This is a genomic window from Stenotrophomonas maltophilia (genome assembly GCF_003970865.1).
GTDB lineage: Bacteria > Pseudomonadota > Gammaproteobacteria > Xanthomonadales > Xanthomonadaceae > Stenotrophomonas > Stenotrophomonas maltophilia_AR.
Genome location: NZ_RXLZ01000006.1, coordinates 35,339 through 49,492, shown reverse-complemented (window position 1 = coordinate 49,492; position 14,154 = coordinate 35,339). Strand labels below are relative to the sequence as shown.

Below are 14,154 nucleotides of genomic sequence, written 5' to 3'. Positions count from 1 at the left end.
ACCCTACAATCCAGGCGGGCAGCGTGCCTGTTCCTGCGCGCACGCCCGTTTCGTCCATTCCTTCAACACCGGCTGCAGGCCTTCATAGCGCCGGCCTTGCCAGCCATTGGCCAGCACCGTGCCGTCGGCATCGATCAGTACCAGATTCGGCGGGGCCAGCCCGGCCAATGCCTGCAGCGCCGGCATGCGCGCTGCGCGGCGCGGGTCCAGTACCGGCCACGGCATGTCCTGCGCGTGCATGTAGCGGCGCAATGCAGCCTCGCTTTCATCCAGGCTGACGTACACTACTTCGGTATCGGCGCCAGCCTCGCGCAATGCATCACGCACGCTGCGCAGCGTGGGTACGAAGGCATGGCACGGTGCACACCAGTCGGCGCCGAAGTACAGCGCTACCAGTTTCGGCGGTGGAGACCACTGCATCGGCCGCAGCGATCGCTGCTCGGGCCGCATCAGCGAGGCCGAAACCTGCGCGTGCAGGTCCGCAGCCATCGCCGGTGCGGCCAGCACCAAGGCACAGGCCAGCAACAGCGCTCGCAGTGCTTCAGAACGCATAGCGCAGGTTGACGTACCACGAACGCGCGAAACGCGGCCCATAGACATAGTCGCTGTCACGCAGCGCGCCCATCTCCAGATCCTTCTGGCGCTGATCGAACACGTTCTTGACGCCTGCGGCCACCGACACTTCCTGCTGCGCCTGCGCGCCCAGATGCCGGTGCCAGCGCGCCCCGAGATCGGTGACCAGGAACGAGCGCGTACGGTGCAGCTCGCCCAGCCGGTTGTTCAGCACCGACATCGGGCCGGTGTGGCGCAGCGCGACGAAGGTCTCCCACGGCTCGGCCGGCATCCAGCTGAGTTGGGCCAGGCCGGTCCAGCGTGGGGTCTTCAGGTAGTCGCGGCTTTCGATCACGGTGTCGCCACCATCACCGGTGTCGTCGAAGATGCGCTGCGGTTCGCGGAAGCGCGAGCGGTACCACGAGGCACCGGCGGTCAGGCGCCACTGCGGCGAGGGTTGCCAGCCGAGGTTGGTTTCCGCGCCCAGCACATTGGAACCGGAGGCGTTGTAGCGCAGTTGGCTCAGCTGTCCGTCATCGCCACGCTGGATCTCGCCCAGCGCGAAGGTGTCGCGGATGCGTGCATAGGAGGCAGTGGCATCCCAGCTCCACACCGGATTGGCCGGGTCCGATCGCCAGTCGAAGCCGAACAGGGTGGTCAACGCGCGCTCTTCCTTCAGGCCGTCGGTGTTGCGCACGCGCACCTGCTCGCCACCCAGCGTATCGACATGCACGTCCTCGACGAAGATCTCCGGAGCACGGAAGCCGGTGGCGATGCCGGCACGCCACTTCAGGTTGGGCGTGGCCTGCCAGGCCAGCGCGATGCGCGGCGAGAACACCGCGCTGTCCAGCTCCGAGCTCTTGTCTACGCGTGCACCCAGGACCAGGTCGACGTTGTCGCGCAGGCTCCACTCGTCCTGGATGAAGGCGCCCAGGTTGTGGAAGGTGGCGTCCTCCAGCACCGCAAGGCGCTGGCCGTCACCGGTGCGATTGTCGTCGCGCAGCGCCTCGTGCTTGTACTGCACGCCGAAGGCCAGGGCGTGCGCACCCAACCGCCAGTTCAACTGGCTGTCGATGTAGTGCAGCGGGTTGTGGGTGCGGCCGTACTGGCGCCAGGAACGCGAGGCCGCGCTGCCGGCCACGTTCGGGTCCAGCTGCGAGGGGTCATAGCCCGGCGCGGACGGATCGGTGACGACATCGCCCAGACCGCCATAGAAGCTGTCGCGGTCGATGTCGGCGAAGGCATAGGCCAGGCGGAAATCGACGTCGGCATTGATCTCCTGGTCCCACGACACGCTGCCGCGCCGGTACTTCGTATCCAGCGATTCGGCGATGTTGGCCAGGTACTCGGGCTGGTCCAGGCGGTTGCCGCCGCGGCGGGTTTCATCGGTCACCTGCAGGTCCAGGCGCAGCCGCGTACCCGGCGTGGGCGCGTACCAGGCCTGCAGTCCGCCGACCTTGAGGTTCTTGCGGGTGATTTCGGTGTAGCCGTCACCGTTGTAGTCGATGCCGCTGTTCCAGTTGCGCTGGGCAATCACCGACAGGCCGGCGTCTGCTTCCTTGGCCACCAGGTCCAGTCGCACGTCGGCGTTCTTCTGCGGCGTGCCTTTCAATACATCCACGCCGGCCTGCACATGGCCACCGCTGCGCGCCGGCAGCGGCGGAATCAGGTTGATCACACCGGCGACCGCACCCGGCCCATACAGCGCCGAACCACCGCCCTTGACCACTTCGATGCGGTCGACGAACCCGGCCGGGATCTGTTCCAGGCCGTACACGCTGCCCAGCGTGGACAGCAGCGGGATGCCATCGAACAACAGCTGGTTGTAGGCGCCGGGCAGGCCCAGCAGCTGTACTTCGCTGGTGTTGCAGTTCTGGCAGTTGCTTTCCACGCGCAGGCCGTTGATCAGCTCGGCGGCACGCGAGAAGTCGGTGGCCGCGCGCAGCGCGATGTCTTCCTTGCGCAGCACTTCGGTGCGGATCGGGACATCGGACAGCAGGCGTTCGCTGCGGGTGGCGGTGCTGACCTTCACCTGCACGCGGTCCAGCTCGGTCGGCTTCGGTGTGGCGGCCAGTGCGGGCAGCGGCAGGGTCAGGGCGATGGCGGCGGCCAGGGGCAGCCGATGGAAGAGGGGTGTGGCAACGGGCATGAAGGCGTCGTCCTTGGGAGAGGAAAGGCGGCGAGGGCGACCTGGCTGACGCATATGAAAGCAGAGGGTTATAGATATAGCAACGGCTATATAAATAAGTCCGTGCAATCACGAAGCCGAAAGCGGGATCAGAACATCGCGGACGACGGTGTTATAACATTACAAATAAGCGGCAGAACCCTGCCGGATGTCATGCCCGGCAGGGTGCGAGGGGAGTTGAGGAACGCCGCCCCGGGCCTGGGCCCGGGGCGGCGTTGGCCTTACCAGGCGGCGCGCAGACCCACCTGGGCTCCATGGTTGCGGTAGCCGCTGTCGCCGCGCTGCACACGCAGGTCACCCCATGCGCTCCAACGCTGGCCCAGCTGCAGCTGGGCACCGGCCTGCACTTCGTAACGGTTCTCCGGCGTCTTCGCGCTCAACGACTCGCTGTTGAAGCGCATGGCCTCATCGCGCTGGCCACGCAGCCAGTTCGCTGCCAGGAACGGCTGCACGCGGCTGCCCTGCAGCGTGCTCTGGCCAAACAGGCGCACGCCGAGGCGGCTGTTGAGGCCGCCGCCGCGACCGTCTTCCACCGTGGTGCCATTGTTTTCGACCAGACTGTCGCCGTCGTAGTCGGTCCAGGTCAGCTGCGCCTGCGGCTGCAGGTACAGCGTGCTGGCCTCAGTGCTGCGGATGGCCCAGGCATAACCGGCTTCCAGCGATGCACTACGGGTCCTGGAGTCGTAGGTCTCACGGGCGATGCCTTCGCCCTGCACCTCGTTGTCGAAGCGCGCCGCCTGCAGCCAGCCGTCCACATACAGGCCGGCACTGCTCTGTGCATCCTGCACCCAGCCCAGGTAGACACCGGCCGATTTGCCCTTGACCTTGCCGCGGGTGCCATAACCGCTCAGCGTCGACACCGCCTGCGTGGTCGCCTCGCCGGTGCCGAACATCACGCCGACCTGGCCACGGCCATCGCCCCAGCGCCAGACATCGCTGCCCAGTTGCAACGTATTGATGTGGGTACGGGCGTCGACCTGGCCGGCCACGTTGGCTTGCAGCTGGTCACGCCCGGCGCGCACCCAGGTGCCGATGCGGGCGCGGTCGAAACCGGGCTCGCCGCGGTCATGGCGGCGCAGCTGGAACATCTGCACGGCCGCGGCCTGGTTGGCCAGGTATGCGCCCGGCTCCGGACGCAGCACGGGGACCGGATCGACGGGATTGACCGGGTCGACCGGGTCCACAGGATCGACCGGATCCACCGGACCAGTGCCCTGGCACTCCGGCAGCGCCGGATTGATGTCGCACGGATTGCCGGTGTAGGCCGAGGTCAGGTACCAGTTGCCGTTGGTCGCGCCCGGAGTGCCCTTGCGCAGGAAATACTCGTACATGCCACCGATGGCGCGGCCCTGCATGGCGAAAGTTGCGGTGGAGGTGCCATCGACCTGCACCAGCGGAATGCCGTTGATGGTCTGCGCACCGGCGCCATTGATGTTGTTGACCACGATCCGGGTGCTGCCGCTTGCATCGCCGGTGACGTGCACCTTCGAAGTCGGCGCATCGTCGGCGGCCATCACCGTATTGAAGTGCAGCGTGCCGCCCTGGCCGACATAGTTGCCGTTGACGGTCAGCTGGCGGAACTCACCCGGCCCGAGCAGGATGTCGCTGCCTGCACCCAGAGTGAGATTACCGGTGTTGCTGTCGCCGGACAGCGTCCAGCGGCCGCCCTGGTCGACGATGACGTCGGCCGGGCCGAGGATACGGCCGGTGAGGTCGAGGCCGTCAAGGAAGCGCAGCGTGCCGGTGGCGGTATCGGCGATGGTGATATCGCCCTTGAGTGTGGAGGCACGGGCGGTGAAGTCGAGCAGGGCGTTGTCGCGGACTTCGATCATTACGCCATTGCCGCCGGTAAGCGCGGCGCCGTTCTGAGCGGTGATGCGGACGGTTTCGTTGATGTCACTGCGACGGACGAGGATGGCCGGGCCGCTACCAGACTCCACGCGAGAGGCGTCGATGAGGACGCCCCAGGTTGCCTGATTGTCGGCACGTCCGGATGCGGTCGAGTTGTAGGAGATGTTGAGGCCCGACGTGTCTCCGATGACTGCTGATCCTGCGCGCAGGTTGACCACGGCACCGCCGATGGAAATGCCACTGGTACCGCGGAATGTGCTTCCCTGAGACTCCAGTGTGGCGCCCGCGTTGGCGCCCAGCCCAAGCAGCCCCGAACGGCCGAAGCTGCTGCGGATGGCGGTCAACTTGCTGCGTGGGAGCGAGTTGGCACCGATATCGGTTGCAAGCGCGAACCGGCCATTGATGGTGGAATCCTGAATGATTGCCGTGCTGTTGCGGAGCCCGTTGGTCACGGTGCTCCCGGCATTGTTTACGGTTGCATTGCTCAGCAGCAGCTGGGCCGGATTGCCGCTGCTGTGGGCGGCCTGAATCTCTCCGATGGCGGCACTGTTGACGATGAGCGTACCGCCCGAGACCTGTGCAGCGTCCCCTTCGCGTGGATCTCCTGGGTTGAGGGTCACGGTTTGGCCGTTGCCAACAAGGATGATGGCCTGTGCGTTTGGCGTAGCGGCCAACAAAAGGCTTGTGGCAATTGCCAGCCCCAGCGGGGCGCAGGTGAAAGAAGTGGACGGCGTGAACTGCATCATGCGCATGGGTGTTTCTCCTTGAAGCTTACTGGGGTGGACCCGCATCCGCAGGACCGGAGGCGGCACTGTGCGGATCGGGTCTTGCCTGGGCCATGCAATTAATCTGAAACGACTGCAGCGGTACTTGCCGGATTCAAACCCCGTTCAATAACTCACCAAACTGAATGGAGTGCGCGGTCTGAATAATTCAGCGTGCGTGAGAGCGCAGTGAATGGCGCGTGCAGGATGCTCAAGCTGCGCATCTGCAATCTAGATCTGTGATGGCGGCCACGGTTCATCGGCGCCGTGGCGCTGCGTGGCGGGCTTCATGGAGCTGGGGCGGGTCAGAGCCCTTTCCTCTGGAAAGGGATCCGACCCAGGGGCCTCGATCAGCCGCGGCGGAACGCGGCGGGGGTGCGGGCGCCGACGATGATCATGCGGATCATCGTGGAGATTTGTTCGACCAGCTCCGGATCCTTCTCCGGCGGCAGGTCCATGGCGGTGGCGCCCATCGCGAACACCAGCCGGGTGATGGCCTTGGCCACCAGTTCCGGGGCATGCAGTACGGCGCCATCCAGTGCGGCCAGGCGCACCAGGTCGTGCTGCAGCTCTTCCTCGAAGTAGTGCAGCTCGCGTTCGACCGCATGCTTGAAGTCGTCCGAGCCCACTGCACCCTCGCGCAGCAGCACGTGCAGCAGCTTGTCGTCGGCGCGCAGCTGTTCCATGAAGGTCTCCACCGAGACCCGCACCACGCTGGTGGCGGTGGAGGTGGCGCGCTGCCGGGCCTCGCCGATGATGGTGCGCAGCGAGCGGCCGGCCGCATCGATCAGCGCCACGGCCAGTTCGTCCATGTCGCGGAACTGCCGGTAGAAGCTGTTCGGCGCGATGCCGGCCTCACGTGCCACTTCGCGCAGGCTGAGCGTGGACAGGCTGCGATGCGGCCCGATCAGTTTCAGGGCAGCAGCTAGCAGATCCTCGCGGCTCACCGTACGGCGGGCCGGGCTGTTGGCATCTTCGGGCGTCGACAAGGCGGTGGCGGCGGCCATGGGGGTTCCGGTGGGGCGAGGCTGAATCATACCCAATCCGGTTCAATATACACATGTATACACAGGTGTATGTGCGCCCGTATAGTTCGCTCATGAGCGCTGTCGTCCGTCCGTCCCTGTTCTCTCCGTACCGCTGGGTCTCGCCGTCGCTGTTCGATTTCTGGGCGGGCCAGCTCAATCCCCTGTGGACCCTGCGCGAGCCGGTGGCCCGCCTGGTCCGGCGCGAGCCGGCCGGCGAGGGCGCGGCGACCCTGGTCCTGCGCACCAACCGGCACTGGGCCGGCATGCGCGCTGGCCAGCACGTCACCCTCGGCGTCGAGATTGAAGGGCGCTTGTGGCAGCGCAGCTACAGCCCTACCGCACTGGGGCGGCGCGAGCTGGCGATCACCGTCAAGGCGATCGACGGCGGCCGGGTCAGTCAGCATCTGGTCAACCATGCGCAGCCGGGCGAACTGTTCCGCCTCGATGCCGCCTTCGGCGAGTTCCATATGCCGGCCGCGGCGCCGGTGCTGCTGCTGGCTGCCGGCAGTGGCATCACGCCGATGCGCAGCCTGTTGCGCGACGCCTGCCAGCGCCCGCTGGCAGCGCCGGTGGACCTGTTCTACTGGGAGCGCACCGCTGCCCATCTGCAGTTCCGTGATGAGCTGCAGGCGCTGGCCGCGGCGCATCCGAACCTGCGCGTGCACCTGCTGACCACCCGCGAGGGTGAGGTGCCGGCCGCGCGAATCGATATCCATGATCTGCAGGTGGCCGGCGATGACACGCCGCTGGCGCAGCGCCATGTGCTGGCCTGCGGCCCGGACGGCTTTGTTGCCGCCGCGCGTGAACGCCTGGCGCAGCAGGTGGCTGGCTTCCAGGCCGAAGCCTTCACCCCGCCGGCGCCGCTGCGCGATGCCAGCAGCGAAGGCGAGGTGTCGCTGACGCTTGCGCGCAGTGGCCGCCAGCTGAGCGTGCCGCGTGGCCGCTCACTGCTGGAAAGCCTCGAAGCCCATGGCATCAAGCCCAAGCATGGTTGCCGCATGGGCATCTGCAACAGCTGCAGCTGTGACCGCGTCAGTGGCGCCACCCGCCATCTGCGCACCGGCGACCTGCAGTCCGAATCGGCACAGCCGGTACGGATCTGCGTGAGCGCACCGACTACCGACCTGACCCTGGATCTCTGAGGACGCCTGCCATGACCCGCGCTACCGACCGTGCCCTGAGCACCGCCGAGATGCATGCCTTCGGTGAGGAACTCGATGCGATCCGCGACCGTGTGATCGGCAGCCTCGGCGCCTCCGATACCCGCTACATCCGCCGCGTGGCTGCCGCCGTGCGCTGGTTTGGCGTGGGTGGCCGCGGCCTGCTGTTCCTGGCGGCATTCTCGCCGCTGTTCTGGATGCCGCTGCTGTGGCCGGCTGCGATCACCGGCACGCTGCTGCTGGCGCTGTCGAAGATCCTGGAGAACATGGAGCTGGGCCACAACGTCATGCATGGCCAGTTCGACTGGACCGGCGACCCCAAGCTCAATGGCAACACCTACGAGTGGGACATCGTTGCCACCGCCGACAACTGGCGCAAGACCCACAATTTCCGCCACCACACCTACACCAACGTGCGTGGCATGGACGATGACATCGGCTACGGCCTGCTGCGCATCTTCCCGGAACAGCGTTGGAAGCCGTTCTACCTGCTGCAGCCGATCATCGCACCGATCTTCGCGCTGCTGTTCCAGTGGGGCGTGGCCGCGCAGGACCTGCGCCTGGGCCGTTGGCTGAAGGGTCGCATCAGCGGCCGTGCGATGTGGATGCAGACCCGCCCGGTGGCGCGGAAGATGGCCCGCCAGGTGCTGAAGGACTACGTGTTCTTCCCGCTGCTGGCCGGCCCGTTCTTCCTCACCGTGATGCTGGGCAACATGGTGGCCAACGGCCTGCGCAACATCTGGACCTACGTGATCATCTTCTGCGGCCACTTCACCGCCGAATCGGAAACCTTCCCGAAGGAATGCCTGCGCAATGAATCGCGCGGTCACTGGTACCTGCGCCAGCTGCGGGGTTCGTCCAACATCAGCGGCGGCTTCCTGATCAACGTGCTGTCGGGCAACCTCAGCCACCAGATCGAGCACCACTTCTACCCGGACCTGCCGGCCAACCGCTATGCGGCCATTGCCAAGGAAGTGAAGGACATCTGCCGCCGTTACGGCCAGCACTACAACAACGGCTCGCTGCCGCGCCAGTTCGGCCAGGTGGTCTGGCGCATCCTGCGTCACGCGTTCCCGAGCAAGCCGCGCCGCCTGCCGATGTCGGACATCATGTCCGCACCGGCATCGGCCAACGCGGGCTGATCGACTCAGCCCGCTTTCGCCAGGTCCGCCTGCTCGCGGTCCAGGCGTCGCAGGAACACCTGCATTTCCTTGCGTGCCTGCTGGTCGCCCTTGCTGCCGGCCACGCTCAGGCCGCGTTGCCATGCTTCGCGCGCCGCCTGCGGCTGGCCACTGGCCAGCCAGGCCTTGCCCAGCAGCTTCCACGCCGCTGAGTACTGCGGATCAAGCACCACGCAACGGCCCAGATGGGTGGCCGCGCGCACCGGGTTGCCGGCATCCAGCCAGCCCTTGCCCAGGCCGAAGCGCAGCAGCGCGCCATCCTTGCCGGCGGCAAGCATGCATTCCAGAGCTTCAATGTTCATCAGCGCACCTCCACCAGCAGCTCGGCCGGGCCGGGCTGGAAGCGGCCCCGATGGAACAGCAGCGGCGCGCCGCCGTTCTCGTGCACTTCGATGATGCGGCCGGCCAGCAGCAGATGATCGCCCACCGGCCACTGTGCGTGGCGGGTACAGCTGAGATGCGCTACCGCACCGGCGATGCGTGGCGGGGCGTCCTCGTCGTCATCCAGCAATGCGAGGCCGTCGAAGCGGTTGCGTACCTGCGGATCGGCAAAGCGCCGGGCCAGCGCTTCCTGGTCGGCCGCCAGCACGCTGATCGCAAAGCGGGTGGCGCGCTGGAAGGTGGACAGGCTCTGCGCGTGCAACGCCAGGTTCCACAGCACCAGCGGCGGCTGCAATGACACCGGCACGAACGAATTGATGGTCAGGCCGATGGGTTTGCCCTGCGCATCACGTGCGCAGACGATGGCCACGCCGGTAGGAAAGTGGCCGAGCAGCCGCCGCAGTGCACGCGGCGGCATCTCGACCGACGGCACCGGGGCCGGGGCGGGGAAGACCCCCGCCCACGGCCCGGCGTACGGCAGTGTTTCGCCGCTCATGAGGCCCTGGCCTGGCGGTAGCGCCGGCCGACCTCGGCCCAGTTGATGATGTTGAAGAACGCACCGATGTAGTCCGGGCGACGGTTCTGGTAGTGCAGGTAGTAGGCGTGTTCCCAGACATCCAGTGCGAGGATCGGGGTGTTGCCGGACAGGTCCACGGCTGCACCCATCAGCGGGCTGTCCTGGTTGGCGCTGCTTTCCACCTGCAGGCGGCCATCGCGATCGCTGGTCAGCCAGGCCCAGCCGCTGCCGAAGCGGGTCTGCGCCGCCTTGGTGAAGGCGTCCTTGAAGGCATCGAAGCCGCCAAGATCGCGGTCGATGGCGGCGGCCAGCTCATCATCGGGTGCACCACCGTGGGTGCTGAGTACGGTCCAGAACAGGCTGTGGTTGGCGTGGCCACCGCCGTTGTTGCGGACTGCGCCACGCTGCGCCTCGGGCACGGCATCGAGGTTGGCGATCAGCGCCTCGACCGGCTGCTCGGCGATGCCGGCCTGCTCGATGGCGGCGTTGAGGTTGTTGACGTAGGTCTGGTGGTGCTTGCTGTGGTGGATCTCCATCGTGCGCGCATCGAAATGCGGCTCGAGGGCGTCGTAGGCATAGGGGAGCGGGGGAAGCGAGTACGACATCGAAGCAATCTCCGTGGGGAAGGCCAAAGGGCTGGCCGTGGGGAGACTGTTATCGCACCTCAACATTGGTTGAGGTCAAGGGGAAGGATTGAAATGCGTGAAAGGGAGCAAGAGCGGCATGGTAGTGCCGGCCGCTGGCCGGCAATCAGCGAAGGTCGGGTTGCCGGCCAGCGGCCGGCACTACCAGAACCCGCTTTTCGAACCTCACCGGCGCGCTGACGTGCCCGCTGCCAGCGTTATCATCAACTCAACCAGTCCTTGCACGCACCATCCACCTGGTCACCGCATGCCTGCTGCATCCGCTGCTGCAGCCGCGCCAGCGTCTCCGCACCCTGGTGCTTGCCGCTCCACGTCTTCAACTGCCCGGCCAGCCGCTCGAAACGCTGGCGGGTACGCTGGTGGTAACCCGACGGTTGTGCCTCCAGCTCGGCGATCAGCGACGCGGTCGCCTGCTCGATGCGCGGTGCATCGTCCGGCGCCAGCTTCAGCAGGCCTTCCACGTACAGCACGCCCCACTGCACGCGGGTAGCCGGGCCCTGTGCACCGTCGTAGGCGCGCTTCAGCCACTCCAGCGCACCGGCGGTGTCGCCGCGCTGCTCGGCCAGTTCGGCCAGCTCGGGCATGTAGTAGTACGGCTGCTCGCTGCGTTTCAGCTCGGCCAGCAACAGCGCCTCGGCACCTGCGTCGTCGCCAACCTCGCGCAGGGCATAGACCGCGCTGCTGATCGTGGCCTGGCGCGCATGCGCATCGGTGGCGGCGGCATCGGCAGCGGCCACGCGCTGCTTGACCCGCTCAACCAGGGCCGCGGGCAGTGCGCCCTTCGACTGCTGCTGGCGGGCCAGCGATACTTCGGTCAGCGCACGCGACAACGCGTCGTCGGCGCGATCACCGCGCTCGGCGTCCGCGCGCTCCAGTGCGACCAGCAGCTGCTGTCCCAGCGTGTTGCTGGTGGCCGGCCCGGCACTGGCCTGCTTGACCAGCTGCACGCCTGCATAGCCCAGCAACTCACGGTTGCGGCGCACTTCCGCCGGTTGCGCCAGCACTGCCTGCAGCAGCTCGCGTACTTCGGTGGGCGAGGCATCGGGTTTTTCGGCTGTTGCCAAGGCAAGCAGAGCGAAGCGACGCTGCAGGGCGGCACCCGGTGCCGCCTTGGACAACTGGCGCAGTACGTCCTGGCTCCTGCGCTCGCCGGCCAGGCGGTTGGCGTCCACTTCCCAGCCGTAGTCGCCCAGTACCTGCCAGTCTTCGGTGGCCAGTCGGTCCGGCGTTGCCAACGCGGTGGCCAGGGTGGCGGCAACGGCACTGCGGCGGCCTGCGGCAACGGTCAGAGCCCGGGTCAGTTCGGCGGCGTCGTTGCCGCCGGCCACGCGGGTGATTTCGTTGCGCTGTGGGTCCAGCACGATCAGGGTCGGATAGCCGCGTACGCCGAAGCGTTCGCCCCAGGCCTGCGCACCTTCCTCGTCGCCATCCAGGTAGACGGGCACGAATTTGCTGCTCAACGCGATGAAGGCCGGGTCCTTGAACAGGCCCGCCTTGAGCTGGTTGCACGGTGGGCACCAGACCGCGCCCCAGTACAGCAGCACCGGCTTGCCGCTGTCGGCGGCTTCGGCGAAGGCATCGTCCACATCGCCCTGGCGCCAGGCAATGGCGGACGCCGGCGCGGGTGCCTCGGCGGAGTTGGCGGTGGAAACCGGGGCCGGGGTGCAGGCGCTCAGCGCCGAAGCCAGCAGCAACACGGAAAGCGCGACGCGCATCGGCAGCATCTCGAAGGGCAGGGTGACAGGCCATTGTAGGAACCGCCGGGGAGCCCGCTGATTCAGTTTGCTTATGACGGGCGTGCTGCAGGGCATGACGCCCACCGGGCATTGCCGGGCAACGCCGGGCGGATGCCTTCAGGCCGCTGCCCGCACCATCTGCTGATACACCAACCCATTGAACTCGCCGACGTCACCGTCCAGCGCAAAGCCATAGCGCAGGTAGGTCGGTACTGCATTGAGCGAGGCGCGCACGGTCATGACCGGCTCGCGCACCTGTGGAAGCACCGCCTCGAACAAAGCATGGCCGATGCCCTGGCCCTGGCAGGCGGGATCGACGAACAGCATCGCAAGGTGCCGGCCCTCCTTCAGTTCGATCACGCCGACGACACGGCCGTCCTGCTCGGCCACCAGGATGTGGTTGTCGCCCTGCAGGCGCGCGCCGAACGCTTCGGCAGCGGCGACACTGCCGAAGGTGGCGATGCCGGCCGCGCTGAGCGAAGGCGCGACCGCCGCAGTGAACGCGGCCAGGCACACCGTGCTGATCGCAGGCAGGTCATCGACGTGGGCAGGGCGGATCGTCGGCATGCAGTGTTCTTCCGGTGGTGGGCGGCGCGTCATCGTTGCCGCAGGCCTGCACGCTAAGCTGGCGGCATGAGTGATTTCAATTCTGCTTACGCTGCCTTGTTTCCGCAACAGGGCCTGAGCCTGGGCCTGATGACGCCTGTCGCCGCACATGGGCTGGCCGATCCGCACGAGGCGCGGCGCATTGCGCGACTGGCCGATGATCTGGGCTTTGCCGCGTTGTGGACGCGTGATGTCCCGCTGATGGTGCCGCAGGGGCCGGACGCGACAGCGAGCGCGCTGGATGACCCGTTCCTGTGGCTGGGTATGCTGGCCTCTGCGACCGAGCGCATCGTGGTCGGCAGCGCGGCCATCGTGCTGCCATTGCGGCAGCCGCTGCAGGTGGCGAAGTCGGCCTTGAGCCTGGACCGGATCAGCGGCGGACGGTTCGTGCTGGGCCTGGGTTCGGGTGACCGCCCGGAAGAATTCGCCGCCTTCGGCGAGGACCTGGAGGGCAGGGCGGCGACGTTCCGTGAGCGCTGGACCTTGTTGCGCGCGGCGCTGTCACCGGAGGCCGATGAGCGGACCGCCGTACTGCAGGCGACCGGTGGCTTCGACGTGCTGCCGGCGCCGGCAACGCGCATTCCGATGCTGGTGGTGGGTACCGCACGGCAGAGCCTGCAGTGGATCGCGCGCGAGGCCGAAGGCTGGGCCACCTATCATCGCGAGGAAGCCGCGCAGGAAGGACGCATCGGCCTGTGGCAGCAGGCGCTGGTGCAGCGTGGTGGGCCGGGCAAACCGTTCGTGCAGTCGATGCTGCTGGATCTGCAGGCAGATCCGCAGGCGCCAGCCGAGCCGCTGCCGCTGGGCCTGAAGGTCGGCCGCGATGGCCTGCGTGACTATCTGCTGCGCGTGCATGCGCAGGGCGTGGCACACGTGATGTTCAACCTGGTCGACAACGGGCGGCCGATGGACGGGGTGCTGCGTGAGATCGGGGAGCAGGTTCTGCCATACACGCTCCGGTAGGTGTCCACCTTGGTGGACACGCTCCAGCAGTCGAGCACGGCTCGACTCTACATGGGGTTCGCATCTGCGTATCATTCGCATTTGATATCCCGATGCCGGAGCTTCGCGTGACCCAACGTTCCCCCATGCACCCGACCGGACGCCTGTTTGCCGCAGTCGCTTTCATCGAGGCCGTGACCTGGGCCGGCCTGCTCATCGGCATGTGGATGAAGTACGGCCCGATGGCCAACGTGGCGCTGGTGAAGCTGTTCGGGCCGCTGCACGGCGTGGCCTTCCTGGTCTACGTGGCAGTCACCCTGTTCGCGGCGGTGCGCCTGCGCTGGCCGTGGTGGGCCAGTGCGCTGGCGCTGCTGGCAGCCATCCCGCCGCTGGTGACGCTGCCGCTGGAATGGTGGTTCAAGCGCCGTGGCCTGCTGGGCCTGCGTGCAATGCGCTGAACCCACTGTTGCATGCCCATTCAAGAGAATGGGTATCAAATGCAAATACGAGCCGTTATCATTTAAGGATGGTGTCTGGTCCTGAGCAGGGCCGGTGCCGGGTGGGGCGCGCAGGTGCGCCCGCCCATCCTTTCCTGTTACGGCTG

13 protein-coding genes are annotated in these 14,154 nt (G+C 67.0%); 4 read left to right on the top strand and 9 right to left on the bottom strand.

Features of this window, described 5'->3' with window-relative positions; genetic code table 11:
* Positions 1-3: 3 nt before the first annotated feature.
* From EKL94_RS03290 to fabR, 4 genes are all read right to left on the bottom strand, one after another.
* On the bottom strand, positions 4-552 hold the full coding sequence (locus EKL94_RS03290; protein WP_126927968.1) for a thioredoxin-like domain-containing protein: 549 nt from the start codon (positions 550-552) through the stop codon (positions 4-6).
* Positions 542-2,701 (bottom strand): TonB-dependent receptor plug domain-containing protein, encoded by a 2,160-nt coding sequence (locus EKL94_RS03285; RefSeq protein ID WP_126927967.1) that lies wholly within the window; start codon positions 2,699-2,701, stop codon positions 542-544. The genes EKL94_RS03290 and EKL94_RS03285 overlap by 11 nt, the downstream gene beginning before the upstream one ends.
* Before the next feature lie 260 nt (positions 2,702-2,961).
* Positions 2,962-5,211: an autotransporter family protein gene (locus EKL94_RS03280; protein ID WP_260473368.1), complete on the bottom strand. Its 2,250-nt coding sequence runs from the start codon at positions 5,209-5,211 to the stop codon at positions 2,962-2,964.
* 494 nt (positions 5,212-5,705) lie between these two features.
* Positions 5,706-6,362 (bottom strand): HTH-type transcriptional repressor FabR, encoded by a 657-nt coding sequence (gene fabR, locus EKL94_RS03275; RefSeq protein WP_005409961.1) that lies wholly within the window; start codon positions 6,360-6,362, stop codon positions 5,706-5,708.
* Positions 6,363-6,454: 92 nt separating this feature from the next.
* On the opposite strand from fabR, the gene EKL94_RS03270 reads away from it, so the two are divergent.
* Entirely contained in the window at positions 6,455-7,525 is a 1,071-nt protein-coding gene (locus EKL94_RS03270; protein ID WP_185829982.1) for a ferredoxin reductase, read from the top strand.
* An 11-nt stretch (positions 7,526-7,536) separates the two neighbouring features.
* A complete protein-coding gene (locus EKL94_RS03265; RefSeq protein ID WP_005413710.1) occupies positions 7,537-8,685 on the top strand; it encodes a fatty acid desaturase family protein in 1,149 nt (382 codons plus the stop codon).
* 5 nt (positions 8,686-8,690) lie between these two features.
* Here EKL94_RS03265 and EKL94_RS03260 read toward each other — a convergent pair whose 3' ends face one another.
* The 5 genes from EKL94_RS03260 to EKL94_RS03240 form a co-directional block, all read right to left on the bottom strand.
* Positions 8,691-9,026, bottom strand: coding sequence for a tetratricopeptide repeat protein (locus EKL94_RS03260; RefSeq protein WP_005409958.1), 336 nt, complete (start codon positions 9,024-9,026; stop codon positions 8,691-8,693).
* Positions 9,026-9,601, bottom strand: a complete 576-nt coding sequence (locus EKL94_RS03255; RefSeq protein WP_126927964.1) for a flavin reductase family protein — start codon at positions 9,599-9,601, stop codon at positions 9,026-9,028. Before EKL94_RS03255 ends, EKL94_RS03260 begins: the two co-directional genes overlap by 1 nt.
* Positions 9,598-10,227: a superoxide dismutase gene (locus EKL94_RS03250; RefSeq protein ID WP_126927963.1), complete on the bottom strand. Its 630-nt coding sequence runs from the start codon at positions 10,225-10,227 to the stop codon at positions 9,598-9,600. The genes EKL94_RS03255 and EKL94_RS03250 overlap by 4 nt, the downstream gene beginning before the upstream one ends.
* Positions 10,228-10,469: 242 nt before the next feature.
* A complete protein-coding gene (locus EKL94_RS03245; protein WP_126927962.1) occupies positions 10,470-11,990 on the bottom strand; it encodes a thioredoxin family protein in 1,521 nt (506 codons plus the stop codon).
* A gap of 129 nt (positions 11,991-12,119) precedes the next feature.
* Positions 12,120-12,569 carry a GNAT family N-acetyltransferase gene (locus tag EKL94_RS03240; protein WP_126927961.1) on the bottom strand — a complete coding sequence of 150 codons (450 nt, stop codon included), beginning with the start codon at positions 12,567-12,569 and terminating at the stop codon, positions 12,120-12,122.
* 66 nt (positions 12,570-12,635) lie between these two features.
* On the opposite strand from EKL94_RS03240, the gene EKL94_RS03235 reads away from it, so the two are divergent.
* On the top strand, positions 12,636-13,571 hold the full coding sequence (locus EKL94_RS03235; protein WP_126927960.1) for a TIGR03571 family LLM class oxidoreductase: 936 nt from the start codon (positions 12,636-12,638) through the stop codon (positions 13,569-13,571).
* A gap of 125 nt (positions 13,572-13,696) precedes the next feature.
* Positions 13,697-14,008 carry a DUF3817 domain-containing protein gene (locus EKL94_RS03230; RefSeq protein WP_032129991.1) on the top strand — a complete coding sequence of 104 codons (312 nt, stop codon included), beginning with the start codon at positions 13,697-13,699 and terminating at the stop codon, positions 14,006-14,008.
* Positions 14,009-14,154 lie beyond the last annotated feature (146 nt).

Excerpts from the sequence above, each read along its gene's own strand:
- EKL94_RS03290 (WP_126927968.1), bottom strand. The coding sequence starts at position 552 with ATGCGTTCTGAAGCACTGCGAGCGCTGTTGCTGGCCTGTGCCTTGGTG.
- EKL94_RS03285 (WP_126927967.1), bottom strand. The coding sequence starts at position 2,701 with ATGCCCGTTGCCACACCCCTCTTCCATCGGCTGCCCCTGGCCGCCGCC.
- fabR (WP_005409961.1), bottom strand. The coding sequence starts at position 6,362 with ATGGCCGCCGCCACCGCCTTGTCGACGCCCGAAGATGCCAACAGCCCG.
- EKL94_RS03270 (WP_185829982.1), top strand. The coding sequence starts at position 6,455 with ATGAGCGCTGTCGTCCGTCCGTCCCTGTTCTCTCCGTACCGCTGGGTC.
- EKL94_RS03265 (WP_005413710.1), top strand. The coding sequence starts at position 7,537 with ATGACCCGCGCTACCGACCGTGCCCTGAGCACCGCCGAGATGCATGCC.
- EKL94_RS03260 (WP_005409958.1), bottom strand. The coding sequence starts at position 9,026 with ATGAACATTGAAGCTCTGGAATGCATGCTTGCCGCCGGCAAGGATGGC.
- EKL94_RS03255 (WP_126927964.1), bottom strand. The coding sequence starts at position 9,601 with ATGAGCGGCGAAACACTGCCGTACGCCGGGCCGTGGGCGGGGGTCTTC.
- EKL94_RS03250 (WP_126927963.1), bottom strand. The coding sequence starts at position 10,227 with ATGTCGTACTCGCTTCCCCCGCTCCCCTATGCCTACGACGCCCTCGAG.
- EKL94_RS03245 (WP_126927962.1), bottom strand. The coding sequence starts at position 11,990 with ATGCTGCCGATGCGCGTCGCGCTTTCCGTGTTGCTGCTGGCTTCGGCG.
- EKL94_RS03240 (WP_126927961.1), bottom strand. The coding sequence starts at position 12,569 with ATGCCGACGATCCGCCCTGCCCACGTCGATGACCTGCCTGCGATCAGC.
- EKL94_RS03235 (WP_126927960.1), top strand. The coding sequence starts at position 12,636 with ATGAGTGATTTCAATTCTGCTTACGCTGCCTTGTTTCCGCAACAGGGC.
- EKL94_RS03230 (WP_032129991.1), top strand. The coding sequence starts at position 13,697 with ATGCACCCGACCGGACGCCTGTTTGCCGCAGTCGCTTTCATCGAGGCC.